This is a genomic window from Thauera aminoaromatica S2 (assembly GCF_000310185.1).
In the GTDB taxonomy this organism is placed as follows: domain Bacteria; phylum Pseudomonadota; class Gammaproteobacteria; order Burkholderiales; family Rhodocyclaceae; genus Thauera; species Thauera aminoaromatica.
Genome location: NZ_AMXD01000045.1, coordinates 1 through 26730, shown reverse-complemented (window position 1 = coordinate 26730; position 26730 = coordinate 1). Strand labels below are relative to the sequence as shown.

The window sequence follows — 26730 nt, the reverse complement described above, 5'->3', positions numbered from 1 at the left end:
CGGCGATGGTCGAGCGCTCGCGCCGCTCGGCGGGCGCCACGCTGGCCGCCTGCCGCAGCGCGCTCGATCGCGAGGGCGGCGCAGCCTGTGCCGCCAACCTCGCCGGCGGCACGCACCACGCACATCGCGACTTCGGCTCGGGCTTCTGCGTGTTCAACGACGCCGCCATCGCCGCGCTGGCGATGCGGGCCGAGGGCCGCGCCGGCCGCATCGCCATCGTCGATTGCGACGTGCACCAGGGCGACGGCACCGCGACCATCCTCGCCGACACGCCCGAGGTCTTCACCTGCAGCCTGCACGGTGCGAAGAACTTCCCCTTCCGCAAGCAGGCGAGCGACCTCGACGTCGAACTGCCCGACGACACCGGCGACGAGGCCTACCTCGCCGCGCTCGATGCGGCGCTCGACACCGTCTTCACCCGCGGCCGCCCCGAGCTGGTGATCTACCTCGCCGGCGCCGACCCCTACGCCGGCGACCGCCTCGGCCGGCTCGCGCTCAGCATCGACGGCCTGCGCCGGCGCGACGAACGCGTGCTCGGCCGGTGCCGCGCCGCCGACGTGCCGGTCGCCGTGGCCATGGCCGGTGGCTACGCGCAGCCGATCGACGACACGGTGACGATCCACTTCAACACCCTCTGCACGGCGGCGCGGGTGGCCAATGCGCGCTGACGGCCGGGTTCAAATCCGCGGCGCGCACTGCGATGGTGCCGGAACGCGAGTACGTGCCCCGGATCGGCCCGCGTTGCACCGGGCATCGCGTCCGTCCCGACGCGGTGCGGCCTGCAGCGCCGAAGCACCGATCACGACGCATTGCGTCGCTGGAGACATGCAGCGATGACGACCCGACTGTACGGCGTGGACTTCACCTCCTCACCCCGCCGCGCCAAGCCGATCACCGTGGCCCATGGCCACCTCGACGGCGCGCGCGTGGAGCTCGTCCGTTTCGAGCACTGCGTTGACTGGCCCGGCTTCGAGGCCCTGCTCGCTCGCCCCGGCCCCTGGCTAGGCGCCTTTGACTTCCCGTTCGGACTGCCGCGCGAGGCGATCGCCGACCTGGACTGGCCGCAGACCTGGCCAGCCCTCGTGCGCCATTGCGCCACGCTCGGCAAGCCCGCCTTTCGCGCCGCGCTCGATGCCTACCGCGAATCTCGCCCGGTCGGTCGCCGCTATGCCCATCGCGCCACCGACCTCCCCGCACGCTCGCACAGTCCGCTGAAGCTGGTGAATCCGCCGGTCGGGCTGATGTTCCTGGAAGGGGCGCCGCGGCTGCTTGCCGCTGGCGTGCGTGTGCCGGGCATGCACGACGGTGACCCGAGCCGCGTGGCCATCGAGGCTTATCCCGGGCTGCTCGCCCGCCGCATCACCCCCGCTTCGTACAAGAGCGACGAGCGCCGCAAGCAGAACGCGGAACGCCATGCGGCACGCAAGCAGATCATCGACACGCTCACCGTCGGACCGGTCTCGTCGCAGGGCGCGTCCCGACCGCTGGTGTTGGCCGCCACGCGCGAACAACACCAGGCCATGCTCGACGACGCCAGCGGCGATCTTCTGGACGCCGCGCTCGCGCTGCTGCAGGCGGCCGCGGCTGCGCGCCTTGGCCCGCCGCACTTCGGCCTGCCCGCCGGGATGGATCCGCTGGAGGGGTGGATCGCCGGTTGCGGGACAAGCAACGCTTAGCACTCGGCGACCACCGGCTTCGCACCATCGACGACGTCGCATGACCCGGGCATGCCTGCCCAATACGGTCGCTTGCTTGGCATGGCGCTTGCTTCAGCCTCAGGGCAGGACAAGTCATTCGCGCAGTTAATTCGCCCATTCGCAACGCGTTTTTTTGGGCACAATACGGACGCGTTTCGGCTTCACCCAAACCCCTCCCCCGATCACCCCGGAGATCCAGAGCATGAAGAGAACCGTCGTCGCAGTCGCCCTGATGAGCATCGGCCTCAGTGCCGCCCAAGCGCAGGAAGTGGTCGTCAAGCTGGGCGGGGCCGCCCCGCTCACCGGTAACCAGTCGCACCTTGGCAAGGATCTCGAGAACGGCACCCGCCTCGCCATCGAGGAGGCCAACGCCAAGGGCGTGACGATCGGCGGCAAGAAGGTCAAGTTCGAGCTGGTCGGCGAGGACGACCAGGCCGACCCGCGCACCGGCACCACGGTGGCGCAGCGCCTGGTCGATGCCGGGGTGAAGGGGGTGATCGGGCATCTGAACTCGGGCACCTCGATTCCGGCCTCGCGCATCTACGACCAGGCGGGCATTCCGCAGGTGTCGCCGGCCTCGACCAACCCGAAGCTGACGCTGCAGAACTTCAGCGGCGTGTTCCGCACCATCGCCAACGACGTGCAGCAAGGTACCGGGCTGGGCAAGTACGCCACCGGCGCGCTCGGCGCCAAGCGCGTCGCGATCATCGACGACCGCACCGCCTACGGCCAGGGCCTGGCCGACGAGACCGCGAAGGCGGTGAAGGAGTCCGGCGGCGAGGTCGTCGCGCGCGAATTCACCACCGACAAGGCCACCGACTTCAACGCCATCCTCACCAAGATCCGCGCCACCAACCCCGAGGTCGTCTTCTACGGCGGCATGGACGCCCAGGCCGGCCCGATGGTGCGGCAGATGAAGCAGCTCGGCATCACCGCCAAGTTCCTCACCGGCGACGGCGGCTGCAGCCCCGAGATGATCAAGCTCGCCGGCGACGGCATGTCGTCCAGCGCCTACTGCTCGATGCCGGGCCTGCCGCTGGAGAAGATGCCGGGCGGCGCCGACTTCCGCGAGCGTTACAAGAAGCGCTTCAACGCCGACGTGCAGGTGTATGCCCCCTACGCCTACGACGCCGCGATGGCCATCATCACCGCGATGCAGAAAGCCGACTCGGTCGAGCCGTCCAAGTACCTGCCCGAGCTCAAGAAGAGCAACTTCCCGGGCGTGATCGGCAACGTCTCCTTCGACGCCAACGGCGACATCAAGGAAGGCGCGGTGACGATCTACAACTTCAAGGACGGCGCCTGGGTGCCGCTGTAAGCGCCTGAACCGCCGCCGGCGCACCCGCTTGCGGCGCGCCGGCGGCGCGCGACATCCCCGTTTCGATTTGCCCGCCCCGGAGACCCTGCGCGTCCGCCGGGGCGTGGCGCGCGACTCCGCAGACTTCAAGAAGGCAGCATGGAAACCCTGATCCAGCAATTCATCAACGGGCTGGTGATCGGCAGCGTCTACGCGCTGATCGCGCTCGGCTACACCATGGTGTACGGCATCCTGGGCCTGATCAATTTCGCCCACGGCGACGTGCTGATGGTGGGCGCGCTGGTCGCGCTGCAGACCATGCTGTTCCTGATGGGCATGGCACCCGGCATGTCTCCGCTGGTGATGCTGGCGATCGCGCTCGCGGTGGCGATGGTGATCTGCATGCTGCTCGGCTTCACCATGGAGCGGCTCGCCTACCGGCGATTGCGCAACGCGCCGCGCCTGGCGCCGCTGATCACCGCGATCGGCGTGTCCTTCCTGCTGCAGACCCTGGCGATGATCATCTGGGGCCGCAACTACCACACCTTCCCGCAACTCCTCTCGACCACGCCGCTGCAGCCGATCCCCGGCGTGTTCGTCACCCCGGTGCAGATCGCCATCGTGGTGGTGTCGGCGCTGCTGATGGTCGGCCTGCTGCTGCTCGTCAATCGCACCCGCATCGGCCGCGCGATGCGCGCGACCGCCGAGAACCACCGCGTCGCCAGCCTGATGGGGGTCGACACCAACGCGGTGATCGCGCTCACCTTCGTCATCGGTGCCGCGCTCGCCGCCGTGGCCGGGGTGATGTTCGCCAGCAACTACGGCATCGCCCACTACGGCATGGGCTTCATGCCGGGCCTCAAGGCCTTCACCGCCGCGGTGCTGGGCGGCATCGGCAACCTCGGTGGCGCGATGCTCGGCGGCGTCGTGCTCGGGCTGGTGGAGTCCTTCGGCGCGGGCTACATCGAGCACCTCACCTTCGGCTTCCTCAACTCGTCCTACCAGGACATCTTCGCCTTCATCATCCTCGGCCTGGTGCTGATCTTCCGGCCCACCGGACTGCTCGGCGAACGCGTGTCGGACCGGGCCTGAGCGAGCACGCACCATGAACGAACTCGTCGCCGCCGTCCCCTGGCTGGGCAAGCGCAACCCCACCGCCGCGCGCTGGCTGATCATCCTCGTCGCCATCGCGGCGCCCTTCATCGCCTGGCAGTTCGGCCGCAGCTGGGTGCGCATCCTCGACTTCGCGCTGCTCTACATGATGCTGGCGCTCGGCCTCAACCTGGTGGTCGGCTTCGCCGGCCTGCTCGACCTCGGCTACATCGCGTTCTATGCGGTGGGCGCCTACACTTTCGCCTTCCTGGCCTCGCCGCACTTCGACGTGCATCTGCCGTTCTGGGTCATCCTGCCGCTGGGCGCCGCCTTCGCCGCGCTCGCCGGCGTAATGCTCGGCTTTCCGGTGTTGCGATTACGCGGGGATTACCTCGCCATCGTCACCCTCGGTTTCGGCGAGATCGTGCGCATCTTCATGCTCAACCTCAACTACCCGGTCAACATCACCAACGGCCCGCAGGGCATCAACATGATCGACCCGATCAACCTGTTCGGCTGGGACCTGTCGCGCAACATCCGCATCGGCGAGGACTTCACCATCCACTCGCTGTTCCTCTACTACTACTTCTTCCTCGCCGCGGTGGTCGCCTCGATCATCTTCATCCAGCGCCTGCAGATCTCGCGCATCGGCCGCGCGTGGGCGGCGATGCGCGACGACGAGCTCGCCGCCAAGGCGATCGGCATCAACACCCGCGACATGAAGCTGCTCGCCTTCGCCCTCGGCGCCACCTTCGGCGGCGTGGCGGGCGCGCTGTTCGGCGCCTTCCAGGGCTTCGTCAGCCCGGAGAGCTTCAGCCTGATGGAGTCGATCGCGGTGCTGACCATGGTGGTGTTCGGCGGCATGGGCAACCTCGCCGGCGCGGTGGTCGGCGCCTTCGTGCTCGCGCTGCTGCCCGAACTCCTGCGCGACGTCGCCGTGCCGCTGCAGCAGACCCTGTTCGGCCACGTGCTGCTCGACCCCGAGGTGCTGCGCATGCTGCTGCTGTCGCTGGCGATGATCCTGATGATGCTGCTGCGCCCGGCCGGCATGATTCCGGCGCGTGCGCGCTACTGCCACGATCACCACCTGAGCCATCACCTGAACAACACGCCGAAGCGGGAGGCCGCGAAGTGATCACGCTGCTCGAAGCCCGCAACATCGGCAAGCGCTTCGGCGGCCTGCAGGCCTTGTCCGACGTGTCGCTGACCATCCGCAAGGGCGAGGTCTACGGCCTGATCGGCCCCAACGGCGCCGGCAAGACCACCTTCTTCAACGTCCTCACCGGTGCCTACACCCCCGACGGCGGCGACTTCGTCTTCAACGGCAGCGAGCTGCCCAGCGGCAAGCCGCACAAGGTGGTCGGCCGCGGCATCGCCCGCACCTTCCAGAACATCCGCCTGTTCCGCGACCTCACCGCGCTCGAGAACGTCATGGCCGGCCACCACATCCGCACCCGGGCGGGCATATGGGGCGTGCTGACGCAGAACCGCTTCACCCGCGAGGAGGAACGCCTGACCACCGAGCGCGCCTACGAGCTGCTGCGCTACGTCGGCATCGAGCGCTTCGCAGACGTGGTGTCGAAGAACCTCTCCTACGGCGACCAGCGCCGGCTCGAGATCGCGCGCGCGCTCGCCACCGAACCGCAACTGCTGGCGCTCGACGAACCCGCCGCCGGCATGAACGCCACCGAGACCGGCCAGCTCAAGCAACTGATCCAGCAGATCCGCAATGACGGCATCACCGTGATGCTGATCGAGCACGACGTGAAGCTGGTGATGGGCCTGTGCGACCGCGTCGCCGTGCTCGACTTCGGCAAGAAGATCGCCGAGGACGTGCCGGCCGTGGTGCAGAAGGACGACGCGGTGATCGCCGCCTATCTGGGCGGAGGCAAGCATGCACACTGATCAGACCTCCCCGCTGCTGCGCGTGCACGACCTGAAGATCGCCTACGGCGGCATCCAGGCCGTCAAGGGCATCGGCTTCGAGCTTCACGCCGGCGAGACCGTGTGCCTCATCGGCGCCAACGGCGCCGGCAAGACCACCACCTTGAACGCCATCGCCGGCGTGCTACCGATCGCCAGCGGCGACATCCACTACAAGGGCGAGCGCATCAACGCCCTGCCCGCCCACCGCCGCCTGCGCGCCGGCATCGCGCTGGTGCCCGAGGGCCGTGGCATCTTCACCCGCCTGACGGTGGAAGAGAACCTGCGCATGGGCGCCTACAGCCGCAACGACAGCGCCGCCATCGAGGCCGACCTCGAGCGCGTCTACACCATGCTGCCGCGCATCAAGGAACGTCTGCCGCAGGTCGCCGGCACGCTGTCGGGCGGCGAACAGCAGATGGTGGCGATCGGCCGCGCCCTGCTGTCGCGCCCGCGCCTGCTGCTGCTCGACGAGCCGTCCATGGGCCTGGCGCCACTGGTGGTGGAGAAGATCTTCGAGGTCGTGCAGTCGGTGGCGCGCGAGGGCGTGACCATCCTGCTCGTCGAGCAGAACGCCAACCTCGCGCTCGAGTTCGCCCAGCGCGGCTACGTGATGGAGTCGGGCAAGATCACGCTCACCGGCAGCGGCAGTGACCTGCTGGCGAACCCGAAAGTGCGCGCGGCTTATCTGGGTGAGGAAGCGTAGGCGACCCGGGGGAAAGCGGGCCTGCAGGCCGGAAACGCTCGGGGAGCACACGAGGAGCGAAAGCGCTAACATTGCGCACCTTTTTCGCACGCCCTCGCCATGCAGAACCTCAAGTACTTCACCTGGTCGATCGGCTTCACCGTGTTCGGCCTCATCGGCGGCTACCTGGTCGGCGGCTGGTCGGCCGTCTTCATCGTCGCCGTGCTGGCGGTGCTGGAGACCTCGCTGTCCTTCGATAACGCGGTGGTCAACGCCACCGTGCTCCGCCACATGGACGAGAAGTGGCGCCAGCGCTTCCTGCTGTGGGGCATCCTGATCGCGGTGTTCGGCATGCGCATCGTGTTCCCGCTCGCCATCGTCGGCGTGGTCGCCAACATGGGGCCGATGGCGGTCATCGACCTCGCGCTCTTCAAGCCGGACGACTACGCGCGCATCCTCACCTCGGCGCATCACGAGATCGCGGCCTTCGGCGGCGCGTTCCTGATGATGGTGTTCCTCAAGTTCTTCATCGACGTGAACAAGGACACCCACTGGCTGGCGCCGATCGAGGCCCCGCTCACCCACCTCGGCCGCCTGGAGGCGGCGCAGATCATGTTCACGCTGCTCGCCATCCTGTCGAGTTCGGCCTGGCTAGACGGCGCCGAGCAGCGCATGGAATTCATCGTCGCCGGCGTGTGGGGGCTGATCGTCTATATCCTCGCCGACGGCATCGGCGCCATCATGGGCGGCGAGGAAGGCGAAGGCGGCCAGGTGGTCGCCAAGACCGGTTTCGCCGGCTTCATGTACCTGGAGCTGCTCGACGCCTCGTTCAGCTTCGACGGCGTCATCGGCGCCTTTGCGCTCACCAACAGCCTGCCGATCATCGCCATCGGCCTCGGCGTCGGCGCCATGTTCGTGCGCTCGTTCACGCTGATGCTGGTCTATCGCGGCACGCTCGAGGCCTACCGCTACCTCGAACACGGCGCGTTCTGGGCGATCGGCGCGCTGGCGGCGATCATGTTCATCGGCGTGCATGTGCACATCCCCGAGACCATCACCGGCCTGATCGGCGCGGTGCTGATCGCCGCGTCGCTGTGGAGCTCGATCCGCCACAACCGCGCCGCGCTCGCGCACTGAGCGCCGCCTCAGGATCCCCACGGCGCACGAAGTGGCGAGGTGGTAGAGGCGTATGTGTATGCGCTGGCGAAGGGGGAAGCGGGAGATGGGGGTGGCGCGGCGTAAGGCTGAATCTCGGCCGGTGCCGCCATTCGCCAGCCGCTGCCAGTGCAGCCGCAATGCGGCAGAAATCTGTCGCTCACTTGCCATCCCGCGAACCAGGACTTCTGCCCTGGAAGGGCTTCGGTACATGTTCGTACGCACAGGGTAGATTCCCGCACCGGCTAGCCCAACAAAGCGTGGATCGTCGAGGCGGCGCGAACGCGCTGACAAGCGCACAGGCAGTCGGTTTAGTGGCAAACTATGCCATTACTTGACATCGCCTGGAGTACGCCATGTCCCTCAACGTCTCCTTACCACCAGAGCTGGAAAACCGGGTGCGCCAGCACGTCGAATCTGGCCTCTATAGCTCTGCGAGTGAAGTCATCCGCGAAGCATTGCGATTGTTCGAGGCCTACCAGGGCGTGCAGGCGGCGAACCTGGCCAGCCTGAAAGCCGACATCGCCCAAGGCGTCGCCGACATCGAGGCGGGCCGGGTGCGCGAACTCGACATCAACGAAATCAAGCAACGCGGCCGGGCAACACTGGCAGCTCGGCGGCCGGCGTAGCGACGGCGTGAGCAAGGTTCGACATTCCGCCAGTGCGGAAAACGATTTGCTCGAGGCTTGGCTGTTCATCGCCGAGGACAGCGTCGAGGCCGCCGACCGCTTGCTCGATCAGATCCAAGCCGAGTCGCGAACGTTACTCCTGCAGCCGAAAATGGGCCGGGCTCGGGACGAACTGGCGGTCGGCCTGCGCAGTTGGCCGACGTCGACGCCCTACATCCTGTTTTATTTCGTCGAGGACGATGGGATCACCGTTGCGCGCGTCCTCCACCACGCCCGGGATGTACCCGCGATCTGGAACTGGCCAAGCCACTGAGGACGCGCGGTCAGCGCCATGCGTTGCAATCCGCCGATGTAGCGCAGGCGCTCATCTGGCCGCAGCTGGTCAAGATCACCAGCCCTCGGGCCGAGTGGTACGCGGTGGGCATCTTCCCCGATGGCAACCGAACGCCACGAGTTCAAGAATCAGGCTCCGATCAACAGCAAGGAGCCGATCATGGAAACCCGCGAACATCGGGAAGCATGGAACAAGGGAAAGCTGGTTGGCCAGAAGGCGCCGCTCAAGCCCAAAGACATCTGGGCCATCCGTATCCATCTGCAAAACGCGCACGCAGTGCGCGACCTCGCCATGTTCAACCTCGCGATCGACAGCAAGCTCAGAGGCTGTGACCTCGTCAGCCTGCGGGTGCGTGACGTGACGCATGGAAACCAGGTGCTCTCACGCGCCATGGTCTTGCAGCGGAAGACTCAGCGGCCCGTGCAGTTCGAACTGACCGAGCCGACGCGCACGGCCGTGGCCGCCTGGATCGCGAAGGCCCGGCTGAGGTCGGAAGACTTCCTCTTTCCGAGCCGGCTGCACGACTCCCCGCACGTCTCCACCCGGCAGTACGCGCGGATCGTCGAGCACTGGGTGGTGGTGGCCGGCCTCGATCCGTCCGCCTACGGTACGCACTCGATGCGGCGCACGAAGGCGACATTGATCTACAAGCGCACGAAGAACCTGCGGGCTGTTCAGCTCCTGCTGGGGCATTCCAAGCTCGAGTCGACAGTGCGGTACTTGGGCATTGAGGTGGATGACGCGCTGGAGATCTCTGAGCAGATCGAGATCTGACGCTGGAGTAGCCGCCCGCCGAGCGTCTATGACCAGCGGGCGGCCGCTTACGGTGGCGATGCCGAGAGGGCACAATCGGCCAGGAGCCGCCAGCCGCCAACCGATCCGGATAGCGGCCATCCGGGCGAAGCAGTATGCTCTCTACCTATGTGCCACATGGGTCATATCACCGCACTATGCCGTCGGCTGCTACTTTTCTTGGCTCTATGCCGTTTCCAGTGGGAATTGACTTCTCAACAAACATGATGATCGGTGGTACAACCGCCCGACACTGACGCTGACCTCGCACCGCATGAACACCCAGATTGAAGCCCTCTTCACCACCGCGCTCGGCCTGCAGCCGCCCTGGCACGTCGCCAAGGTCGAGCTCAACACAGCCAAGCGCCGGATCGACTTCGAGGTCGAGCACACCGGCGGTCGTGCGACGTGTCCGGCGTGTGGGGTCGAGCACCAGCTGATCCACGACCGCGTGCGGCGCAGCTGGCGTCACCTGGACTTCTTTCAGTTCGAAGCGTGGCTGCATGCCGAGATCCCGCGCGTGCAGTGCAAGGGCTGCGGCAAGACCACGCAGTTGCCGGTGCCGTGGGCGCGTGAGGGGAGCGGCTTTACCCTGCTGTTCGAGGCGCTGAGCCTGTCGCTGTGCCGGGAGATGCCGGTGCGTCAGGCAGCCAACCAGTTGCGGGTCGCTCCGAAGCGCCTGTGGCGTCGAGTGCGCCATTACGTCGAGGTGGCCCGTGCCAAGGACGACATGTCGGGCGTGCGCTACGTCGGGATCGACGAGACCAGCGTCAAGCGCGGGCACGAGTACATCACCGTGGTGCATGACCTCGAGGCCAAGCGCTTGCTGTTCGCCACACCAGGGCGAGATCACGCGACGTTGCAGGCCTTTGCCCAGGACATGCGTGCGCACGGTGGCGATCCGCTGGCCATCGAGCATGCCTGTATCGACATGAGCGCGGCCTACGCCAAGGGGATCGGCCAGTCGCTGCCCAATGCCCGGATCAGCTACGACCGTTTTCATGTCGTGGCGCTGGCCAACGCGGCGATGGACGAGGTGCGTCGCGAAGAGATGCGCAGCTCGGCGGCAGCGGTGCGCGAAGCGGTCGGCGCGCAGAGCAAGAAGACGCTGCGACAGCTGCTGTGGGGCATGCGCAAGAACCCGGTGGGCTGGACCCATGCCCAGTTCGAGGCGATGCACTGGCTGCAACGCTCGAATCTGAAGAGCGCGCGCGCCTGGCGCCTGAAGCAGGCACTGCGGCTGGTCTATCGCGATGCAGCCGCGAGCAACAACGAAGAGATCGCGCAAGGGGCCATGAGCAAATGGCTGAGCTGGGCGCGCCGCAGCCGCCTGGAGCCCTTCAAGCGGCTGGCGCTCACCCTGAAGGAGCACCTCGGCGGCGTCGTGCGCGGCATGCTCGACGGACGCAGCAACGCCTACGTCGAAGCGATGAACGGCCTGCTCCAGCAGACCAAGACTGCCGCTCGCGGCTTCCGCAACATCGAGAACTTCATTGCTATGGCCTACCTGCGCATGTCCAAGCTCAAGCATCTACCGCAGAACCCCCTGGTGCCGGCCGTCGCCCGCGACTACGGGCGCTACCGTCATGTTTGTTGAGAAGTCAATTCCCACTGGAAACGGCATAGAGCCCTTTTCTTGCCCTGTAATTCTTCCTTGTCCGTAGCTCCTGCTTATAAACAGCACCCTGCAATACATGTCATCCGGCATTCCGGTCTTATGCGGCAGAACTTTCACCAGAAAAAAGTTAAGTTAAATCGGGTGTAGGATCGATGGATTTCGATGACTGAAGACATTTTTGAGCAACTAAATAGTTTGAATGTTCGCTTGCATGCCTTAAATGAGCAGGGCCTAGTTCTTACATTGGCTGCGTTCGCGGATGATAGTCTGCGAGACTTGCTGTTTGCCTATATGTTCAAGAATACAGCAACTAAGAAGCTAATAAGTGGCTACGACGCACCTCTAGGAACTTTTTCTGCGAAAATTAATGCAGCGTTTGCTCTTGGATTGATAACTCAGGGGCAGTATTCTGATCTTAATCACATACGAACAATAAGAAATATGTTCTCTCACACATGGGGGCAAATTGCATTTGAGAACATTGATGTCGAGAAACATATTCTAGCTCTGAATTTTAGCAATCTGCATTTGGAGTTCCCGGCAACTCTGCGTGAAAAACTAGAAACGTCAGCATCCAGCTTGCTTCTTGAGTTGAAGGTTGCGATTAGTCGTATTGCCAAGGAACGGGATAATCCGATTCCTATCGGCAGTCGCATTTATGCAGGCATGCCTGGAGAGCCGGAAAGTAATTTTGATCTGTGTATTTCAAGACTTGGAGAAATCAACCAAGCCTTTGAAACTGCTACCGGAGAGCAGAAGCGTTTCCTGGTCCACGCAAAGAAAATTTGGACTGAGAAATGTCTCAGGGTGATTGCTCATAGCTCGGAAGCTAGAAAGGATCTTTATCTTTTTAAACTGCTTGAACATGTCTCGCCGGAAGAAGCTAAATTCAGTTATCTTTATGAAGGCTATCCTTCTTGATTGGGGTTTTCCGTAAGATAGATTTTAAAGCCGGGGAATCCCTGGTCAATTGATCAGGAATCCCCTAACTTGAGACGTTGCTTTGATTCCAATGCTTAGTGACAGCCTTGCCCACCTGCTAGGAGTCTGCGCGGCAGAAGCCAAGCGTCGGTGAGTTAAGTCCTCGCGGGCGTTTCGGGGCCGGTAGACTGTCGAGATGACGAGCTATCTGCCCTATTGCCCGCAGCAGCAGATGCTGCTGCCCCAGGCGCTGCAGGAGTGGCTACCCGAAGGCCACTTGGCGTACTTCATCAGCGACGCGGTCGACGGGTTGGATCTGAGCGCGTTCCACGCCCGGTATGCCGGTGGCGGACCGCGCAACCAGCCGTTTCATCCGGCCATGATGGTCAAGGTGCTGCTGTATGCGTACGCCACGGGCGTGTTCAGTTCGCGCAAGATCGCGCGCAAGCTGCACGAGGATGTGGCGTTCCGGGTCCTGGCGGCAGACAACTTCCCGGCCCACCGCACGCTGAGCGACTTTCGCGCGGTCCATTTGAAGGAGCTGAGCGAGTTGTTCGTGCAGGTGGTGCGACTGGCCCGCGAGATGGGGCTGGTCAAGCTCGGGACGGTGGCCATCGACGGCACCAAGGTCAAGGCAAACGCCAGCCGCCACAAGGCGATGAGTTACGGCCATATGGTGAAGGCGGAGGCCGAGTTGAAACGGCAGATCGAGGCGCTGCTCAATCGGGCCAAGGCCGCCGACGACGCCGAGCGGAACGAGCCCGAGTGGGATGTGCCGGCCGAGATCGCGCGGCGCGAGGCGCGGCTGACGGCGATTGCTGAAGCCCGGGCGCGGCTCGAGCAGCGCCAGCGCGAGGCCGATCAGGCGCGCGGGCGCAGCGACGATGACGAGCGTCGCCCGCGCGGCGGTGACGGCAAACCGAAGGGCGGGCGCTACAAGCGCGACTTTGGAGTGCCCGAGGACAAGGCGCAGGAGAACTTCACCGATCCGGACAGCCGCATCATGAAGCGCGCCGGCGGCGGTTTCGATCCGAGCTACAACGCCCAGACGGCGGTCGACGAGACCGCCCACATCATCGTGGCGGCCGAGCTGACCAACAACGCCAGCGACGCCGGGCAACTGGCGGGGGTACTGCAGGCCGTGCGCGACAACGTCGAACACCGACCGCGCCAGGCGCTGGCCGACACCGGCTACCGCTCGGAGCAAACGTTCCGGGAACTCGACGGGTGCGGGACCGAACTGGTGGTGGCGCTGGGCCGGGAAGGTAAGCGCCGACTCGGCTTCGATCGCGAACGCAATCCGCACACCGCGCAGATGGCCGACAAGCTCGAGAGCGAGGCGGGCAAGAGCGCCTACCGAAAACGGAAATGGATCGCCGAACCGCCCAACGGCTGGATCAAGAACGTGTTGGGATTCCGGCAGTTCAGCCTGCGGGGCCTGGAGCGCGTCAAAGCGGAGTGGAAGCTCGTCTGTATGGCGCTGAACCTGCGCAGGATGAGCACATTGAGGACGGCATGACGGGAAAAGGGGGCAAACCTGTCCCCGTTGCCGTCCGGCATGCGCGCCGCGCCGTCGCAAAGCAACTTGACCACGGCCTCAGTCTCGTGCCGCACCTCGCGGTTCGCCAATCATTCTGCTAGAAAACACGCTCTGGAGTTCTGCCGCGCAGACTCCTAGGTCAGCTTCGGGTCGGGTAGAGACGCTTGGAGGCGGCTGGCAGTGCCGCTTCGAAGGGGGGGATCCCTCTTCGGCCAGCGGCCGGCGGTGAGCGTTGGCGCCCTATAGCGGACATCCAACATCTGCATGCGGTATGCTGCAGTTGTTTCCTAATTGGATGAAGTAATGGAGCTCTCACCGGATAGTAATCTGCCCTTTTTCGCCTATGGCCTTTTCAGGCCTGGGCAGGTAGCTTTCTTCCAGCTACGTGAGCTTGTCAGCAGTGTTACTGAGCCTGCGCAAGTTGCGGGGACACTATTGCTGCGCGACGGCCTGCCGATAATCGAATCGAATGGAAGCGGACGCGTCAAGGGGGCGCTGGTGACATTCGTGCCTGAGCAGGCTGCGACAGCCTACGAACGCATATCAGCTATGGAACCAGACAAGCACTACCGTTGGAATGAAGCCGATGTCGACGGCAAACCTGCAAACGTGTTGGTCGGTCGGTATCCGAGAAAAGGAAGTGTTCCCTGTGAGGAGGACGACTGGAACGGATGGAACGATCCGCTCTTCACAGAAGCCCTGGATGTCGTAGAGGAGACCATGGCCTCAAGCGACTTTGAATGGAACCTGAAACCTCTTTTCAGAATGCAAATGGCGTACCTCCTCCTGTGGTCCTCCATTGAGAGATACGTTTCGTTGCGTTACCACCTCGGCAAGAAGGTCATGGAGAAGGTCGATCAACTCGCAAGCGAACCAGCGTTCGCTGCCGGTCTCTCACAACACGTCAAAGACTGTCGCAAAGTCTACCGTGCTGATCAGCCCGATAAGAGCGTGGAGCTTGATCCGCAGTCCCCACATAAGTCGCTGACCTACTACTATCAAGTTCGATCCAACATAACGCATCGTGGGAAAGGTGTGTTTCAGGATCACCAGCGAGTAAAGCAGTCGCTAACGGAGTTGTTGGCGATATTTCGGGAAGTGCTAAAGGCGGCAGAGGTTGAGGCTCGCTACCCAGCCTAACGATTAAGGTTTGCAGGCTGATCCAAGAACCGGCAATTGAGGTGGACCGTCAATAAATCGTACATCTTGCCGTCCGCTGACGCGTCGCATTGAGTGGCAGCTTTTCCCAAAGCTCAACAACAGCTTTGGGTCGGTAGGGTGAATTGGGAATTCGGGCAAGCGGTCATCCCCTCCGCATGCAGCCGAGCAGAATCGAATGCAGGAACTGGCCGACGAACCGTCATAGGCAACCGGTAAAAAACCATAGCCCGCCCGGCATAAGCACGGAGCACCGCCCCAAGCAGACGGCCCGTCACCGCCTGGTTTATCCTCCGCACCGCTCACGACACTCGTCGTGGATTCCCCTTCCCCGCCCCTTACCCATCCTCCGCCCCCATGCGCCATCAAGGACGAATCACCACCTGGAACGACGACAAAGGCTTCGGCTTCATCACGCCCAACGGCGGCGGCGAGCGCGTCTTCCTGCATGTCAGCGAGTTCTCCAACCGACAACGCCGGCCGCAGGGGAACGAGCTGGTGACCTACGAGTGCAACACCGACAACAAGGGACGTGCGCAGGCGAAAGGCGTTGCCTTCGTCGGCGAGCGGGCGGTGGCGCCCGCTTCTTCCCAGCGCAGCGCGCTGCCGACTGTGTTTGCCGCTGGCTTTCTGGTGTTCGTCGCCGCGATGGCGTTTTACGGCAGGCTGCCGGTGGCGGTGCTCGGGCTCTATGTCGTCGCGAGCGTGATCGCCTTTCTCGCTTATGGGCACGACAAGTCGGCCGCGGTGCGCAACGCCTGGCGGGTGCAGGAGCGCACGCTGCACCTGTTCTCGCTGCTCGGTGGCTGGCCGGGGGCGCTGGCGGCGCAGCGGCTGTTCCGCCACAAGTCCTCGAAGGCTTCGTTCCAGACCACCTACTGGATCACCGTGGTGCTCAACTGCGCGGCGCTCGGCTGGCTGCTGTCGCCGTATGGGGCGCAGACGCTGGAGACGGTGCGCCGGGCGATCTGAGCATCCCATCCCCCGCCAGCGGTGAAAGGCGTTCGCAAAGAAAACAAGGGCTTGTGAAACATTTTCTTGAGAGGCCGGCGCCTGCTGGAGCGATCGCGCGCCATCGGGCGTGGCGCGGCGCCGACTCATCGAGGGGCGTCACCGCCCTCGCCTGCCCTCCTCGCACGAATCGCGCCAATTGCAAGCACGAAGGCACCGAACTGGCGGTCGGCGATCATCAGCCCGACCTGTTCGATGCGCGCGCCGCGCAAGGGTGGTGCGTCGGGTACCGCACGACCGCGCCAGCTCGGCTGGAAAGCATCGATCGTCAGCCGCAGCGTGGCCCACTGCCCGGCGGGTGGCTCGAAGGGGGCCTGGTAATTGACGCCGTCAAAGCCGCGGTCGGTGCGCAGGTTGAGCTTGTAGCGGTGGCCGTCGCCGCGCACGACGAGTTCGATCGCGTCGATGTCCGCGCCCGGCGGCGGTGAAACCGGCGCGCGCACCGAGGCGAAGCCACCGTTGTTGTCCGGCGAGACCTGCCCACCGAACACGGCATGGCCGGCCGGATCGAAGCGCAGCGCGCTGCGTGAGATGCCGCCCATGACGCGATCATCGATGGCGGACCAGGCGGCGACCGACTCGGGGTGGTCGAAGAGGAAGAGCGTTTCGGGCATGGCGCGATTATGGCGCCGATGACCAGCAGTGCGATGCACGGCGGAATTCTGATGCGCTTCTAGACGACCGGTCTATTCGTGCGTACACTGCCTCCCCCATGACCACCCGCCACACCGACACCCGCCAGCACATCCTGTGCACCGGCAAGCACATCATCGCGGCCAAGGGCTTTTCCAGCGTCGGTCTTGCCGAGCTGCTGCAGGCATCCGAAGTGCCGAAGGGCTCGTTCTATCACTACTTCAAGTCGAAGGAGCTCTTCGGCCAGGCGCTGCTCGAGGACTACTTCACCGACTACCTCGCCCAGCTCGACACGCTGCTGCAGGCGCCGGGGCTGTCCGGGCGGGATCGCTTGCTGCGCTATTTCGAGCAGTGGCGCACGACCCAGGCGGACGATTGCTGCGAGCAGAAATGCCTGGTGGTCAAGCTCAGCGCCGAGGTGTCGGACCTGTCCGAGGCGATGCGGCTGACCCTGCGCGACGGCACCGAGCATGTGATTGCGCGGCTTGGGCAGTGCATTGCGGACGCGGTCGAGGACGGCTCGCTCGCAGCGGTCGAACCCTTGCCGACGGCGCGCACCCTCTACGCGCTGTGGCTGGGCGCGAACCTGCTCGCCAAGCTCCACCGCAACGCCGAACCGCTCGAGCAGGCCTGGTCGGCAAGCCTGCGACTGCTGGCCGAATAAGCACCCACGCGGCGGATGACAGCGTTCCGGTTGGTCGAATCGCCTCAAGCCCTGCCTCAACTTCAACCCTGTCGCGTCCGCCCGCGGTCGCCGCACATTGATCGATCCCCTCTTTCCCAATCCCCCCAAAGGACCAATCCCATGTCAGCCCTCTTCCAGCCCTTCAAGCTCAAGGACGTCACCCTGCGCAACCGCATCGCCGTGCCGCCGATGTGCCAGTACATGGCCACCGACGGCGTGGTCAATGACTGGCACAGCGTGCATTACCCCGCGATCGCGCGCGGCGGCGCCGGCCTGGTCATCGTCGAAGCCACCGCGGTGTCGCCCGAAGGCCGCATCTCGCCCAACTGCACCGGCTTGTGGAACAACGCGCAAGCCGCCGCGCTGGCGCCGATCGCCGCCTCGATCAAGGCCGCGGGCGCCGTGCCCGGCATCCAGATCGGCCACGCCGGCCGCAAGGCCAGCGCCAACCGGCCGTGGGACGGCGACGACCACATCGCCGCCAATGATGCGCGCGGCTGGGCAACGATCTCGCCCTCGGCGACCGCCTTCGGCGCAAACCTGCCCAAGGTACCGCGCGCGATGACGGTGGACGACATCGCCCGCGTGCGCGAGGACTTCGTCGCTGCCGCCCGGCGTGCGCTCGAGGCCGGCTTCGAGTGGCTGGAGCTGCACTTCGCCCACGGCTATCTCGCCCAGAGCTTCTACTCGGTGCATGCCAACCAGCGCGACGACGCTTACGGCGGCAGCTTTGAGAACCGCAGCCGCTTCCTGCTCGAGACCCTGCAGGCGGTGCGCAAGGTGTGGCCGGAACACCTGCCGCTGACCGCGCGCTTCGGCGTCCTCGAATACGACGGCCGCGACGAAGAGACGCTGGCCGAATCGATCGAGCTCACCCGCCAGTTCAAGCGCGAGGGCCTCGACCTGCTGAGCGTGAGCGTGGGCTTCTCGACGCCGAGCGCAAACATCCCCTGGGCACCGGCCTTCCTCGCGCCGATCGCCGAACGCGTGCGTCGCGAAGCGGGACTGCCGGTGGCCTCGGCCTGGGGCATCGACAACCCCGCCACCGCCGACGCCACCGTGCGCGACGGCCAGCTCGACCTGGTGATGGTCGGGCGCGCCCATCTGGCCAACCCGCACTGGCCGATGCAGGCGGCGCGCGCGCTGAACGTGGAGCGCCCGACCTGGGTGCTGCCCGCGCCCTACGCGCACTGGCTCGAGCGCTACAGAAGCGCGTGACCAGCGCGGCGCCCGTCAGGACGACGGGCGCTGCAGCGCGCGACCTTTGTCGACATGGGCGGCAAACTCGCTATCCGGCACCATGCTGCCGCCCGTGCCCCACACCAGATGCGTGGCCCGGGCGAACCGCGCCGGGGTGACCCCGATGCGATCGAGATAGGCCGCATCGCGCAGCACGCACACCATCCCCGGCACGCCCGCGAGCGCCGAAGGCTCCAGGCGCAATCCTTCGTCGTCGTGGGCGAGCGCCAGCAGCCGGAACAGCGCCTCGTCGCTCACCGTGTAGTAGCCGTCGATGAGGCGCTGCATGGCCTTGCCGACGAAGCCGGACGGACGGCCCACCGCCAGGCCGTCGGCCGCGGTGACATTGTCGATGCCGAAGTCCTGCACGCTGACCTGGTCGTGCAGCCCGGTGTACACACCCAACAACATGCAGGGCGAATGCGTCGGCTCGGCAAAGATGCAATGCACCGCATCACCGAACACGCGTTTGAGCCCGAAGGCCACGCCGCCCGGCCCACCCCCGACGCCGCAGGGCAGATACACGAACAGCGGATGCTCCGCATCGACACGCACGCCGGCACGCTGCAGTTGCCCGGCCAGGCGCTCGGCCGCGACCGCGTAGCCGAGGAAGAGCTGGGGCGAGTTCTCGTCATCGACGAAATGGCAGGCCGGGTCGGAGGCCGCCTCGCGCCGGCCCTGCTCCACCGCCACGCTGTAGTCCGAGGCGTGTTCGACCACCGTGACGCCGCTCGCGCGCAGGCGGTCCTTCTTCCACTGCCGCGCGTCGGCCGACATGTGCACCGTGGCCTGGAAGCCCAGCTTGGCGCTCATGATGCCGATCGACAGGCCGAGGTTGCCGGTGGAGCCGACCGCGATGCGGTGACGCCCGAAGAACGCGTGCGCCGAATCGCTGGCGAGCGCGGCGTAGTCGTCACCTTCGCGGATCAGCCCGGCCTGCAACGCCAGCCGCTCGGCGTGCCACAGCACCTCGTGGATGCCGCCGCGGGCCTTGATCGAGCCGGAGATCGGCAGCGCGTTGTCGGTCTTGAGCCACAGCGCGCCGGCTGCGGGCAGTTGCGCCTCGCCTGTCTTCCCCGCCTCTTCGAGCAGGCGACGTTGCAGCTTCGGCAGCGGCACGATGTCCGACTCGATGATCCCGCCTGCGGCCGCGGTCTCGGGAAACACCTTGGCGATGTAGGGCGCGAAGCGCTGCAGGCGCGCGCTGGCGTCGGCGACGTCGTCTGCGCCCAGGCCGACATCGGCGAGCGCCGTCGCTGCCGGCGCGATGCCGGGGTTGAACCAGCTCGTCTCGCGCAAGGCGACCAGGTCGCGGATGAGGGGATGGCTGGCGCACCAGGCCTCGAGGGATTTGCCGTGGATCATGAGCGCTCCGGGGGCGTGATTGCGGTGACGGTCAGCGCGCCTCGGGCGCGCCGGGAGGGGCGGATAGCGTGCTGGCTGCGGGCGCCGCGGCGCCTTCCTCGCCGAGCAGCGCGAGCGCCTCGTCGTGCCAGGCGATCCAGCCCTGCTCGTACTGGATGCCGGCCTTAAGGATCAGGTGGTGAATGCGGCGCTTGCGCGTGGGCTCGGCCTCGGGGGAGAAGTCGCGCGCCTCGATGGCGCGGTAGGCGCGCAGCTTGTCGGCGTGCAGCGCGCGGCGGCGCCGGAGTTCGGGCACCATGTCGAGCGGCCCGATGACGGCGTCCGCGCGCAGGCGGACCATGAACTCATCACGCAGCTCGGCCAGCGGCGCAGCCTCCGCCACCCAGCGCATCAGCTCCTCACGCCCGGCGGGCAGCACGGCGTAGCTGCGCTTGCGCGTGCGGCCAGCGTCGGGGTCGGGCTCGGAGCGGATCCACCCGGCCTTTTCCATGCGGCCGAGCTCACGGTAGATCTGCTGGTGCGTGGCCTGCCAGAAGTGGCCGATGGACTTGTCGAAGCGCCGCGCCAGGTCGTAGCCGGACGAGGGTTGTTCGAGCAGCGAGGTGAGCAGGGCGTGGGCGAGCGACATGGTCGGAGTCTAGCCGTGCGCCGCGCGATCGTGCAACGCGTTGCATAGTTGGCGTCGATCTTCTACAGTTCTGCAACTGGTTGCATAGTCGGATGAGGACTGCTTGCCAGCGCGCGCTCCTCCCTCCCCTCTGGCACGCGCGTCGGCCTCCCTCGCGTCCTCGTCCGGCCATGCGGCCAGCCCCGGACAAACGCACTCAGAATCACCCGGCACCACCCAAAATCCGGACTCGAGACCCCGGGCCCAAGACCCCGGCCCCAAGACGATTTGCGAGCGACACGATGCCCACCTACCCGAACCTATTCCGCCCCCTGGACCTCGGCTTCACCACCCTGCCCAACCGCTTCCTGATGGGCTCGATGCACGTCGGCCTGGAAGAGGCCGAAGGCGGCTTCGAGCGCATGGCGGCGTTTTACGCCGAGCGCGTGCGCGGCGGCGTCGGGCTCATCGTCACCGGCGGCATCGCGCCCAATGCCGAGGGCCGGCCGTGGAGCGGCGGCGCCACGCTGACCACGCAGGAAGAAGCCACGCACCACCGCGTGATCACCGACGCGGTGCATCGCGAGGGCGGCAAGATCGCGATGCAGATCCTGCACTTCGGGCGCTACGCCTATCACCCGGAACTGGTCGCGCCCAGCCCGATCCAGGCCCCGATCGCGCCCTTCGCACCGCGGGAGCTGTCCACCGCCGATGTCGAGCGCACGATCGAGGACTTCGTGCGCTGCGCCGAGCTCGCCCGCGCCGGCGGCTACGACGGGGTCGAGATCATGGGCTCCGAGGGCTACCTGATCAACGAGTTCATCGTCGCCCACACCAACAAGCGCACCGACGAATGGGGCGGCGCTTACGAGAAGCGCATCCGCTTCGCCACCGAGATCGTGCGCCGCACGCGCGAACGGCTCGGGCGCGAGTTCATCATCGTCTTCCGGCTGTCGATGCTCGACCTGGTCGAGAACGGCTCGACCTTCGAGGAGGTGGTGCAGCTCGCGCAGGCCATCGAGGCCGCCGGCGCCACGCTGATCAACAGCGGCATCGGCTGGCACGAGGCGCGCATCCCCACCATCGCCACCTGCGTGCCGCGCGCCGGCTTCGCGTGGGTGACGCAAAAGCTGAAGGACCACGTCGGCATCCCGCTGATCGCCACCAACCGCATCAATACGCCCGAGATCGCCGAGGCCATCCTCGCCGAGGGCAAGGCCGACATGGTGTCGATGGCGCGGCCCTTCCTCGCCGACCCCGATTTCGTGAACAAGGCCGCAGAGGGCCGCGGCGCCGACATCAACACCTGCATCGCCTGCAACCAGGCCTGCCTGGACCACACCTTCGCCGGCAAGATCACCTCGTGCCTGGTCAATCCGCGCGCCTGTCACGAGACCGAACTCGTGATCGAACCCACCACCACGCCGCGCACGATCGCGGTGGTCGGCGCCGGCCCGGCAGGTCTGGCCTTCGCGACGACCGCCGCCGAGCGTGGCCACAGGGTCACGCTGTTCGAGGCCGGCGCGCGCATCGGCGGACAGTTCAACATCGCGATGCAGATCCCGGGCAAGGAGGAATTCGCCGAGACCCTGCGCTACTTCGGGCGCCGCATCGAACAGACCGGGGTCGCGCTGAAGCTGAACACCCGCGTCTCGGCCGCCGAGCTGGCCGGGAAGTTCGACGAGGTCGTGCTCGCCACCGGCATCGTGCCGCGCGTGCCGGAGATCGAGGGCGTGGATCATCCCAAGGTGCTCGGCTACCTCGACGTGCTGCGGGACAGCAAGCCCGTCGGCCGTCGCGTCGCCATCCTGGGCGCGGGCGGCATCGGCTTCGACGTCGCGGAGTACCTGAGCCACGAGGGGATCAGCCCCAGCCTCGCGCCGGCGAAGTTCTACGCCGAATGGGGCATCGACGCGCGCTATGCGAACCGCGGCGGGCTCACCCGCCCCCAGCTCGAAACCGCGCCGCGCGAGATCGTGCTGCTGCAGCGCAAGGCGAGCAAGGTCGGAGAGGGCCTGGGCAAGACCACCGGCTGGATCCACCGCACCGCGCTGAAGAACCGCGGCGTGCGGATGATCGCGGGCGTCACCTACCGCCGCATCGATGACGCCGGCCTGCACGTGAGCATCGGCGGCAAGGACGAGGTGCTGGCGGTCGACAACGTGATCCTGTGCACCGGCCAGGAGCCGCAGCGCGAGCTGCAGGCCGCGCTGGTCGAGGCCGGCATGCGGGTGCATCTGATCGGCGGCGCGGACGTGGCCGCCGAGCTCGACGCCAAGCGCGCGATCAAGCAGGGCATCGAGCTGGCGGCCAGGATCGAGAAGGCGGCATCCGCCCCTGCACTGCTCGCCGGCCAGCTCCCCGCCTCTCCCGGCAGCGCCGGCATCCCCCTGCCGCAGTTCGACACCCTGCGCATCGGCCTCGATGGCCAGGTCGCGCTGGTGACGCTGAACCGCCCCGACAAGGCCAACGCGATGAACCTGCAGATGTGGCAGGACCTGCGCGCCGCGATGCAGTGGGTGGATCGCACGCCCGCGGTGCGCGTGGCGGTGCTGCACGGCGCCGGCGCCAACTTCTGCGCCGGCATCGACCTGCAGATGATGATGGGCATCCTGCCCATGGTGAAGGACGCCTGCGAGGCGCGCACGCGCGAGAACCTGCGCAACCTGATCCTCGACCTGCAGGACACGCTCACCAGCCTGGAGCGCTGCCGCAAGCCGGTGCTCGCCGCCATCCACGGCGCCTGCGTGGGCGGCGGCGTGGACCTGGTGGCCTGCGCCGACATGCGCTACTGCGCGGCGGGGACGTATTTCTCGGTCAAGGAGGTCGACCTCGGCATGGTCGCCGACGTCGGCAGCCTGCAGCGCCTGCCACGCCTGATCGGCGAAGGCATGGTGCGCGAGCTCGCCTACACCGGGCGCCGGGTGGACGGCGCGGAGGCCGGGCGGATCGGCCTGGTGAATCGGGTCTTCGACACGCCCGAGGCCCTGATGGAGGGGGTGATGCAGCTCGCGCAAGCCATCGCCGCCAAGTCGCCGCTGGCGATCCGCGGCACCAAGGACATGCTCAACCACGCCCGCGACCACAGCGTCGCCGACGGTCTCGACCGCGTCGCCACCTGGAACGCCGCGATGCTGCTGTCGGAGGACCTGCAGGCGGCGATCCGCGCCGGCCTGACCAAGCAGCCGCCGAAGTTCCGCGACTGAGCGCGGTCTGAGGGCATGGGCGCATGCGCGTTGTGTCCGTGGCGCGCTGCAGGAGCGACGCAAATCGCGATTGCAGCGTCTCCGCCCTCACCCACGCCTCTCACCCACGCCCATCGCAGCCGCGCCGTGCGATCGCGACTCGCGTCGCTCCTACAAAACCGGCGTGCTTGCCGACCGTGCCCCGGGGTGCGCCGCGGAGCATCTCGAGCGGCTCGGTGATGCGCACCCGGGCAAGCGCAGTAGGAGCGACGCAAGTCGCGATTGCGACGTCTCCGCGCTCGCCCACGCCCCTCACCACCGTGCCGTGCGATCGCGACTTGCGTCGCTCCTACAGAACCGGCGCGGTTGCGGAGCGTTTCCTGACGACCGCTCAATTCTTCTTCACGAACTCCGACTTCAGCTTCATCGCGCCAATGCCGTCGATCTTGCAGTCGATGTCGTGGTCGCCCTCGACCAGGCGGATGTTCTTCACCTTGGTGCCGACCTTGACGACCAGGGACGAGCCCTTGACCTTGAGGTCCTTGATCACGGTGACGCTGTCGCCGTCCTGAAGCACGTTTCCGTTGGCGTCCTTCCACACCTTGTGCGCCTCGGTGGCCTCGGCTGCTGCGAGCTTCGGCCATTCGTGGGCGCATTCGGGGCAGACGAAGTTGTCGCCGTCCTCGTAGGTGTATTCGGAATTGCAGGCGGGGCACCTGGGCAGGCTGCTCATTTCGTTTCCTGATGGATTGGACCGCAGGCGGCGCGACGGCCGCCCGGATGGGGAATCATTCGATCGTGATCTTCATCGCCGGCGGACGGATGCCGCGGCGCTTGCGCTCGGCCTGGATCAGTTCGGCGATGTCGGTGTTGTTGTTCTGCAGCGCCCAGGCGTCGGCCGAAAGGCCGGCGTCGTTGAGCGCGTTGAGATCGGTCTGTGGCAGCGCGAGCAGGCGGCGGACCACGTCGATGTGGCCGTTGCGCGCCGCCAGCATCAGCGGCGTGGCCTTGTTGGGCGCGGGTGCATTGACGTCGGCGCCGGCGGCGAGGATGTCCGCGATCAGCTCGTCGCGGCCCTCGAAGGCGGCGTAGTGCAGCGGCGCCCAGCCGTCGTGCGCAACCACGGCGCCGGCCTTGATGAGCGCGCGTGCGGCGTCCTCGTGGCCGCGCAGCACGGCCAGCATCAGCGCGGAGTCGCCCGCCGGGTTGCGGTAGTCGAGGCGGGCGCGGTTCTTCGCCAGCGCCTCCACGGCCGCGGTGTGGCCCTCGCGCGCGGCGAGGATGAGCAAGGTGTTGCCCTGCGCGTCGACGGTATCGGGGTCGAGGCCGCGCTGGATCAGGCTGACGAGTTCCTTCGCGTCGCCCATGCTGGCGGCGGAGAGCGCGTCGTCGAGGGTGGCGGCGAGCGCGGCATGCGAAGCCAGGCCGCCGGCGACGAAGGCCGCGGCGAGAACGAGGCGGCGCAGCCCATGTACCGGAGTGCGGGAGGGCGTGCGGAGATCAGGCAGGTCTTTGTGCATGGCGGAAGAGACGGAAGAAGTTGTCGGTGGTGGCTTGCTCGACCTGCGCCAGCGGGAGCTCGCGCAGGCGGGCGATCTCCTCGGCGACATGCACGACCCAGCCGGGCTCGTTGGTCTTGCCGCGGTGCGGCACCGGGGCGAGATAGGGGGAATCGGTCTCGATCAGCAGGCGCTCGAGCGGCACGCGGCGGGCGACCTCCTTGAGCTCCTTCGCGTTGCGGAAGCTCACGATGCCGGAAAACGAGATGTAGAAGCCGAGCTCGAGCGCGGCCTCGGCCACCTCCCAGCTCTCGGTGAAGCAGTGCATCACTCCGCCGGCCTCGCCGGCCCCCTCCTCGCGCATCAGGCGCAGGGTGTCCGCGGCGGCGTTGCGGGTGTGGACGACCAGCGGCTTGCCCGTCGCACGCGCCGCGCGGATGTGCACCCGAAAGCGCTCACGCTGCCACTCGGGCGCGTCCTTGTGCCAGTGGTAGTCCAGCCCGGTCTCGCCGATCGCCACCACGCGCGGGTGGTCCGCGAGCGCGACGAGGCGGGCGACGTCCGGCTCCTCGCAATCGGCATTGTCCGGATGCACGCCGACCGAGGCCCACAGGTGGGCGTGGCGCTCGGCGAGCTCACGCACACGCGGGAATTCCTCCAGCCGTACGCCGATGCACAGCGCGGTGCCGACGCCGTTGGCCGCCATGGTGGCGAGGATCTCGTCCTCGCGCTCGGCGAGGCCGGGAAAATCGAGATGACAGTGTGAATCGACGAACATCCGGGTCCTGGAATGGTTTGATGAAGTCGGCGTTGTTGAACTCGGCAGCGCGCGACGCGAAGCGGGCCCTGCCCTTGCCGGCGCGCTCAGAGCGTGTGCGTGGGCCGGCTCGAGCCGAGATGGCCGGCGAGCACCTTCTCGATGCGGTCGCGCAGCACCCGACTGGACTCGTCGGGCGAGAACTGCACGCCGATGCCCTGGGTCTTGCCGCCCTGCGCGCCGTCCGGCGTGATCCACACCACGGTGCCCGCGACCGGATGGCGGGTGGCGTCGTCCATGAGCTGCAGCAGCATGAAGACCTCGTCGCCCAGCTTGTAGCTCTTGGGCGTGGGCACGAAGATCCCGCCGTTGGCCAGGAAGGGCATGTAGGCCGCGTAGAGCGCCGACTTGGAGCTGATGTTGAGCGACAGCACGCTCGGGCGGCTGACCGCTGGTCGAACGGCTTGGGTCATCCTCGGGCTCCGGCGACGGCACGGGCGTAGCGCATCAGCATGTCCTCCAGCACCAGCCGCAGGCTCAGCGGATGGCGCGACACCTTGCGGATCTGGGCGACTTCATTGTAGCAGGCGCTCGCCGCGGCCACGCTCATGCGGCTGGCCAGCGCGGCGAGCACGCCCTCCTGCGCGGGGAAGAAGCGCACCCGGCCACCCAGGCGCAGCGCGGCGAGGTCGCTCACCCAGCGCTGCATCCAGTCGGTGAGCTCGGGCAGGCCGAAGCCGGCGGCGAGCGCATCCTTCGAGCGCAGCCAGGCCTCCCACTGCCCGGCCAGGCGCAGCGCGTCGGCGCCTTGCAGGCCGGCGATATCGCGCACGAAGCGCGCGTGCATCGCCGCGCCGCCACCCTGCGCGAGGCGCTCGGCGGCGAGCGGCATGCCGCCGCCCAGCGCC

26 protein-coding genes and 1 pseudogene are annotated in these 26730 nt (G+C 66.6%); 19 read left to right on the top strand and 8 right to left on the bottom strand.

What is annotated here, in order from left to right; all coding sequences use genetic code 11:
• From C665_RS09055 to C665_RS08990, 16 genes are all read left to right on the top strand, one after another.
• The coding region (locus tag C665_RS09055; RefSeq protein ID WP_004306177.1) for a histone deacetylase family protein at positions 1 to 668 on the top strand (668 nt) is incomplete at its 5' end.
• Positions 669 to 833: 165 nt separating this feature from the next.
• Complete coding sequence (locus tag C665_RS09050; protein ID WP_004306175.1) at positions 834 to 1676, top strand: DUF429 domain-containing protein; 843 nt, start codon at positions 834 to 836, stop codon at positions 1674 to 1676.
• Positions 1677 to 1899: 223 nt separating this feature from the next.
• Positions 1900 to 3015 (top strand): branched-chain amino acid ABC transporter substrate-binding protein, encoded by a 1116-nt coding sequence (locus C665_RS09045; RefSeq protein WP_004306173.1) that lies wholly within the window; start codon positions 1900 to 1902, stop codon positions 3013 to 3015.
• Between the two features lie 138 nt (positions 3016 to 3153).
• On the top strand, positions 3154 to 4086 hold the full coding sequence (locus C665_RS09040) for a branched-chain amino acid ABC transporter permease (RefSeq protein WP_004306171.1): 933 nt from the start codon (positions 3154 to 3156) through the stop codon (positions 4084 to 4086).
• A gap of 13 nt (positions 4087 to 4099) precedes the next feature.
• Positions 4100 to 5221 (top strand): ABC transporter permease subunit, encoded by a 1122-nt coding sequence (locus tag C665_RS09035; RefSeq protein WP_004306170.1) that lies wholly within the window; start codon positions 4100 to 4102, stop codon positions 5219 to 5221.
• Positions 5218 to 5991, top strand: coding sequence for an ABC transporter ATP-binding protein (locus C665_RS09030; protein ID WP_004306168.1), 774 nt, complete (start codon positions 5218 to 5220; stop codon positions 5989 to 5991). Before C665_RS09035 ends, C665_RS09030 begins: the two co-directional genes overlap by 4 nt.
• Positions 5981 to 6715 carry an ABC transporter ATP-binding protein gene (locus tag C665_RS09025; protein ID WP_004306166.1) on the top strand — a complete coding sequence of 245 codons (735 nt, stop codon included), beginning with the start codon at positions 5981 to 5983 and terminating at the stop codon, positions 6713 to 6715. The genes C665_RS09030 and C665_RS09025 overlap by 11 nt, the downstream gene beginning before the upstream one ends.
• A gap of 99 nt (positions 6716 to 6814) precedes the next feature.
• On the top strand, positions 6815 to 7831 hold the full coding sequence (locus tag C665_RS09020; protein WP_004306164.1) for a DUF475 domain-containing protein: 1017 nt from the start codon (positions 6815 to 6817) through the stop codon (positions 7829 to 7831).
• 374 nt (positions 7832 to 8205) lie between these two features.
• Positions 8206 to 8478, top strand: a complete 273-nt coding sequence (locus tag C665_RS09015) for a type II toxin-antitoxin system ParD family antitoxin (RefSeq protein WP_040828871.1) — start codon at positions 8206 to 8208, stop codon at positions 8476 to 8478.
• A gap of 7 nt (positions 8479 to 8485) precedes the next feature.
• Entirely contained in the window at positions 8486 to 8791 is a 306-nt protein-coding gene (locus C665_RS09010; RefSeq protein WP_040828869.1) for a type II toxin-antitoxin system RelE/ParE family toxin, read from the top strand.
• A 180-nt stretch (positions 8792 to 8971) separates the two neighbouring features.
• Positions 8972 to 9586 carry a tyrosine-type recombinase/integrase gene (locus C665_RS09005; RefSeq protein ID WP_040828875.1) on the top strand — a complete coding sequence of 205 codons (615 nt, stop codon included), beginning with the start codon at positions 8972 to 8974 and terminating at the stop codon, positions 9584 to 9586.
• Positions 9587 to 9878: 292 nt separating this feature from the next.
• Positions 9879 to 11201, top strand: a complete 1323-nt coding sequence (locus C665_RS09000; RefSeq protein WP_004300719.1) for an ISL3 family transposase — start codon at positions 9879 to 9881, stop codon at positions 11199 to 11201.
• A gap of 183 nt (positions 11202 to 11384) precedes the next feature.
• Positions 11385 to 12143 carry a hypothetical protein gene (locus C665_RS20660; RefSeq protein WP_004306158.1) on the top strand — a complete coding sequence of 253 codons (759 nt, stop codon included), beginning with the start codon at positions 11385 to 11387 and terminating at the stop codon, positions 12141 to 12143.
• A 196-nt stretch (positions 12144 to 12339) separates the two neighbouring features.
• Complete coding sequence (locus tag C665_RS08995; protein WP_004301215.1) at positions 12340 to 13662, top strand: IS1182 family transposase; 1323 nt, start codon at positions 12340 to 12342, stop codon at positions 13660 to 13662.
• 324 nt (positions 13663 to 13986) lie between these two features.
• Positions 13987 to 14823 carry a hypothetical protein gene (locus tag C665_RS20655; RefSeq protein WP_157277030.1) on the top strand — a complete coding sequence of 279 codons (837 nt, stop codon included), beginning with the start codon at positions 13987 to 13989 and terminating at the stop codon, positions 14821 to 14823.
• Between the two features lie 375 nt (positions 14824 to 15198).
• Positions 15199 to 15813 carry a DUF1294 domain-containing protein gene (locus tag C665_RS08990; RefSeq protein WP_004306156.1) on the top strand — a complete coding sequence of 205 codons (615 nt, stop codon included), beginning with the start codon at positions 15199 to 15201 and terminating at the stop codon, positions 15811 to 15813.
• Between the two features lie 125 nt (positions 15814 to 15938).
• On the opposite strand, the gene C665_RS08985 is transcribed toward C665_RS08990, so the two are convergent.
• Entirely contained in the window at positions 15939 to 16466 is a 528-nt protein-coding gene (locus C665_RS08985; protein WP_004306154.1) for a CIA30 family protein, read from the bottom strand.
• 98 nt (positions 16467 to 16564) lie between these two features.
• Here C665_RS08985 and C665_RS08980 point away from each other — a divergent pair, with 98 nt between their 5' ends.
• On the top strand, positions 16565 to 17149 hold the full coding sequence (locus C665_RS08980; protein WP_004306152.1) for a TetR/AcrR family transcriptional regulator: 585 nt from the start codon (positions 16565 to 16567) through the stop codon (positions 17147 to 17149).
• Positions 17150 to 17290: 141 nt separating this feature from the next.
• Positions 17291 to 18388 (top strand): NADH:flavin oxidoreductase/NADH oxidase, encoded by a 1098-nt coding sequence (locus C665_RS08975; protein ID WP_004306150.1) that lies wholly within the window; start codon positions 17291 to 17293, stop codon positions 18386 to 18388.
• Positions 18389 to 18403: 15 nt separating this feature from the next.
• Here C665_RS08975 and dsdA read toward each other — a convergent pair whose 3' ends face one another.
• Together dsdA and C665_RS08965 are read right to left on the bottom strand one after the other, a co-directional pair.
• Positions 18404 to 19774 (bottom strand): D-serine ammonia-lyase, encoded by a 1371-nt coding sequence (gene dsdA / locus C665_RS08970; protein WP_004306148.1) that lies wholly within the window; start codon positions 19772 to 19774, stop codon positions 18404 to 18406.
• A 31-nt stretch (positions 19775 to 19805) separates the two neighbouring features.
• The gene (locus tag C665_RS08965; RefSeq protein WP_004306146.1) at positions 19806 to 20402 is read right to left on the bottom strand and encodes a PadR family transcriptional regulator; all 597 of its coding nucleotides are present in this window, start codon (positions 20400 to 20402) and stop codon (positions 19806 to 19808) included.
• 281 nt (positions 20403 to 20683) lie between these two features.
• Between C665_RS08965 and C665_RS08960 the strand changes: the two genes are divergently transcribed.
• The gene (locus C665_RS08960) at positions 20684 to 23587 is read left to right on the top strand and encodes a crotonase/enoyl-CoA hydratase family protein (protein ID WP_004306144.1); all 2904 of its coding nucleotides are present in this window, start codon (positions 20684 to 20686) and stop codon (positions 23585 to 23587) included.
• Between the two features lie 370 nt (positions 23588 to 23957).
• Here C665_RS08960 and C665_RS08955 read toward each other — a convergent pair whose 3' ends face one another.
• From C665_RS08955 to C665_RS08935, 5 genes and pseudogenes are all read right to left on the bottom strand, one after another.
• On the bottom strand, positions 23958 to 24299 hold the full coding sequence (locus C665_RS08955; protein ID WP_004306142.1) for a zinc ribbon domain-containing protein YjdM: 342 nt from the start codon (positions 24297 to 24299) through the stop codon (positions 23958 to 23960).
• A gap of 55 nt (positions 24300 to 24354) precedes the next feature.
• Positions 24355 to 25086: an ankyrin repeat domain-containing protein gene (locus tag C665_RS08950; protein WP_004306140.1), complete on the bottom strand. Its 732-nt coding sequence runs from the start codon at positions 25084 to 25086 to the stop codon at positions 24355 to 24357.
• Positions 25067 to 25843, bottom strand: a complete 777-nt coding sequence (locus C665_RS08945) for a TatD family hydrolase (RefSeq protein WP_004306138.1) — start codon at positions 25841 to 25843, stop codon at positions 25067 to 25069. The genes C665_RS08950 and C665_RS08945 overlap by 20 nt, the downstream gene beginning before the upstream one ends.
• A gap of 86 nt (positions 25844 to 25929) precedes the next feature.
• Positions 25930 to 26295, bottom strand: a complete 366-nt coding sequence (locus C665_RS08940) for a PilZ domain-containing protein (RefSeq protein ID WP_004306137.1) — start codon at positions 26293 to 26295, stop codon at positions 25930 to 25932.
• Positions 26292 to 26730: pseudogene (locus tag C665_RS08935) on the bottom strand (DNA polymerase III subunit delta'); the annotation flags it as partial. The gene C665_RS08940 and the pseudogene C665_RS08935, both read right to left, overlap by 4 nt.

Excerpts from the sequence above, each read along its gene's own strand:
- C665_RS09050 (WP_004306175.1), top strand. The coding sequence starts at position 834 with ATGACGACCCGACTGTACGGCGTGGACTTCACCTCCTCACCCCGCCGC.
- C665_RS09045 (WP_004306173.1), top strand. The coding sequence starts at position 1,900 with ATGAAGAGAACCGTCGTCGCAGTCGCCCTGATGAGCATCGGCCTCAGT.
- C665_RS09040 (WP_004306171.1), top strand. The coding sequence starts at position 3,154 with ATGGAAACCCTGATCCAGCAATTCATCAACGGGCTGGTGATCGGCAGC.
- C665_RS09035 (WP_004306170.1), top strand. The coding sequence starts at position 4,100 with ATGAACGAACTCGTCGCCGCCGTCCCCTGGCTGGGCAAGCGCAACCCC.
- C665_RS09025 (WP_004306166.1), top strand. The coding sequence starts at position 5,981 with ATGCACACTGATCAGACCTCCCCGCTGCTGCGCGTGCACGACCTGAAG.
- C665_RS09020 (WP_004306164.1), top strand. The coding sequence starts at position 6,815 with ATGCAGAACCTCAAGTACTTCACCTGGTCGATCGGCTTCACCGTGTTC.
- C665_RS09015 (WP_040828871.1), top strand. The coding sequence starts at position 8,206 with ATGTCCCTCAACGTCTCCTTACCACCAGAGCTGGAAAACCGGGTGCGC.
- C665_RS09005 (WP_040828875.1), top strand. The coding sequence starts at position 8,972 with ATGGAAACCCGCGAACATCGGGAAGCATGGAACAAGGGAAAGCTGGTT.
- C665_RS09000 (WP_004300719.1), top strand. The coding sequence starts at position 9,879 with ATGAACACCCAGATTGAAGCCCTCTTCACCACCGCGCTCGGCCTGCAG.
- C665_RS20660 (WP_004306158.1), top strand. The coding sequence starts at position 11,385 with ATGACTGAAGACATTTTTGAGCAACTAAATAGTTTGAATGTTCGCTTG.
- C665_RS08995 (WP_004301215.1), top strand. The coding sequence starts at position 12,340 with ATGACGAGCTATCTGCCCTATTGCCCGCAGCAGCAGATGCTGCTGCCC.
- C665_RS20655 (WP_157277030.1), top strand. The coding sequence starts at position 13,987 with ATGGAGCTCTCACCGGATAGTAATCTGCCCTTTTTCGCCTATGGCCTT.
- C665_RS08990 (WP_004306156.1), top strand. The coding sequence starts at position 15,199 with ATGCGCCATCAAGGACGAATCACCACCTGGAACGACGACAAAGGCTTC.
- C665_RS08985 (WP_004306154.1), bottom strand. The coding sequence starts at position 16,466 with ATGCCCGAAACGCTCTTCCTCTTCGACCACCCCGAGTCGGTCGCCGCC.
- C665_RS08980 (WP_004306152.1), top strand. The coding sequence starts at position 16,565 with ATGACCACCCGCCACACCGACACCCGCCAGCACATCCTGTGCACCGGC.
- C665_RS08975 (WP_004306150.1), top strand. The coding sequence starts at position 17,291 with ATGTCAGCCCTCTTCCAGCCCTTCAAGCTCAAGGACGTCACCCTGCGC.
- dsdA (WP_004306148.1), bottom strand. The coding sequence starts at position 19,774 with ATGATCCACGGCAAATCCCTCGAGGCCTGGTGCGCCAGCCATCCCCTC.
- C665_RS08965 (WP_004306146.1), bottom strand. The coding sequence starts at position 20,402 with ATGTCGCTCGCCCACGCCCTGCTCACCTCGCTGCTCGAACAACCCTCG.
- C665_RS08960 (WP_004306144.1), top strand. The coding sequence starts at position 20,684 with ATGCCCACCTACCCGAACCTATTCCGCCCCCTGGACCTCGGCTTCACC.
- C665_RS08955 (WP_004306142.1), bottom strand. The coding sequence starts at position 24,299 with ATGAGCAGCCTGCCCAGGTGCCCCGCCTGCAATTCCGAATACACCTAC.
- C665_RS08950 (WP_004306140.1), bottom strand. The coding sequence starts at position 25,086 with ATGCACAAAGACCTGCCTGATCTCCGCACGCCCTCCCGCACTCCGGTA.
- C665_RS08945 (WP_004306138.1), bottom strand. The coding sequence starts at position 25,843 with ATGTTCGTCGATTCACACTGTCATCTCGATTTTCCCGGCCTCGCCGAG.
- C665_RS08940 (WP_004306137.1), bottom strand. The coding sequence starts at position 26,295 with ATGACCCAAGCCGTTCGACCAGCGGTCAGCCGCCCGAGCGTGCTGTCG.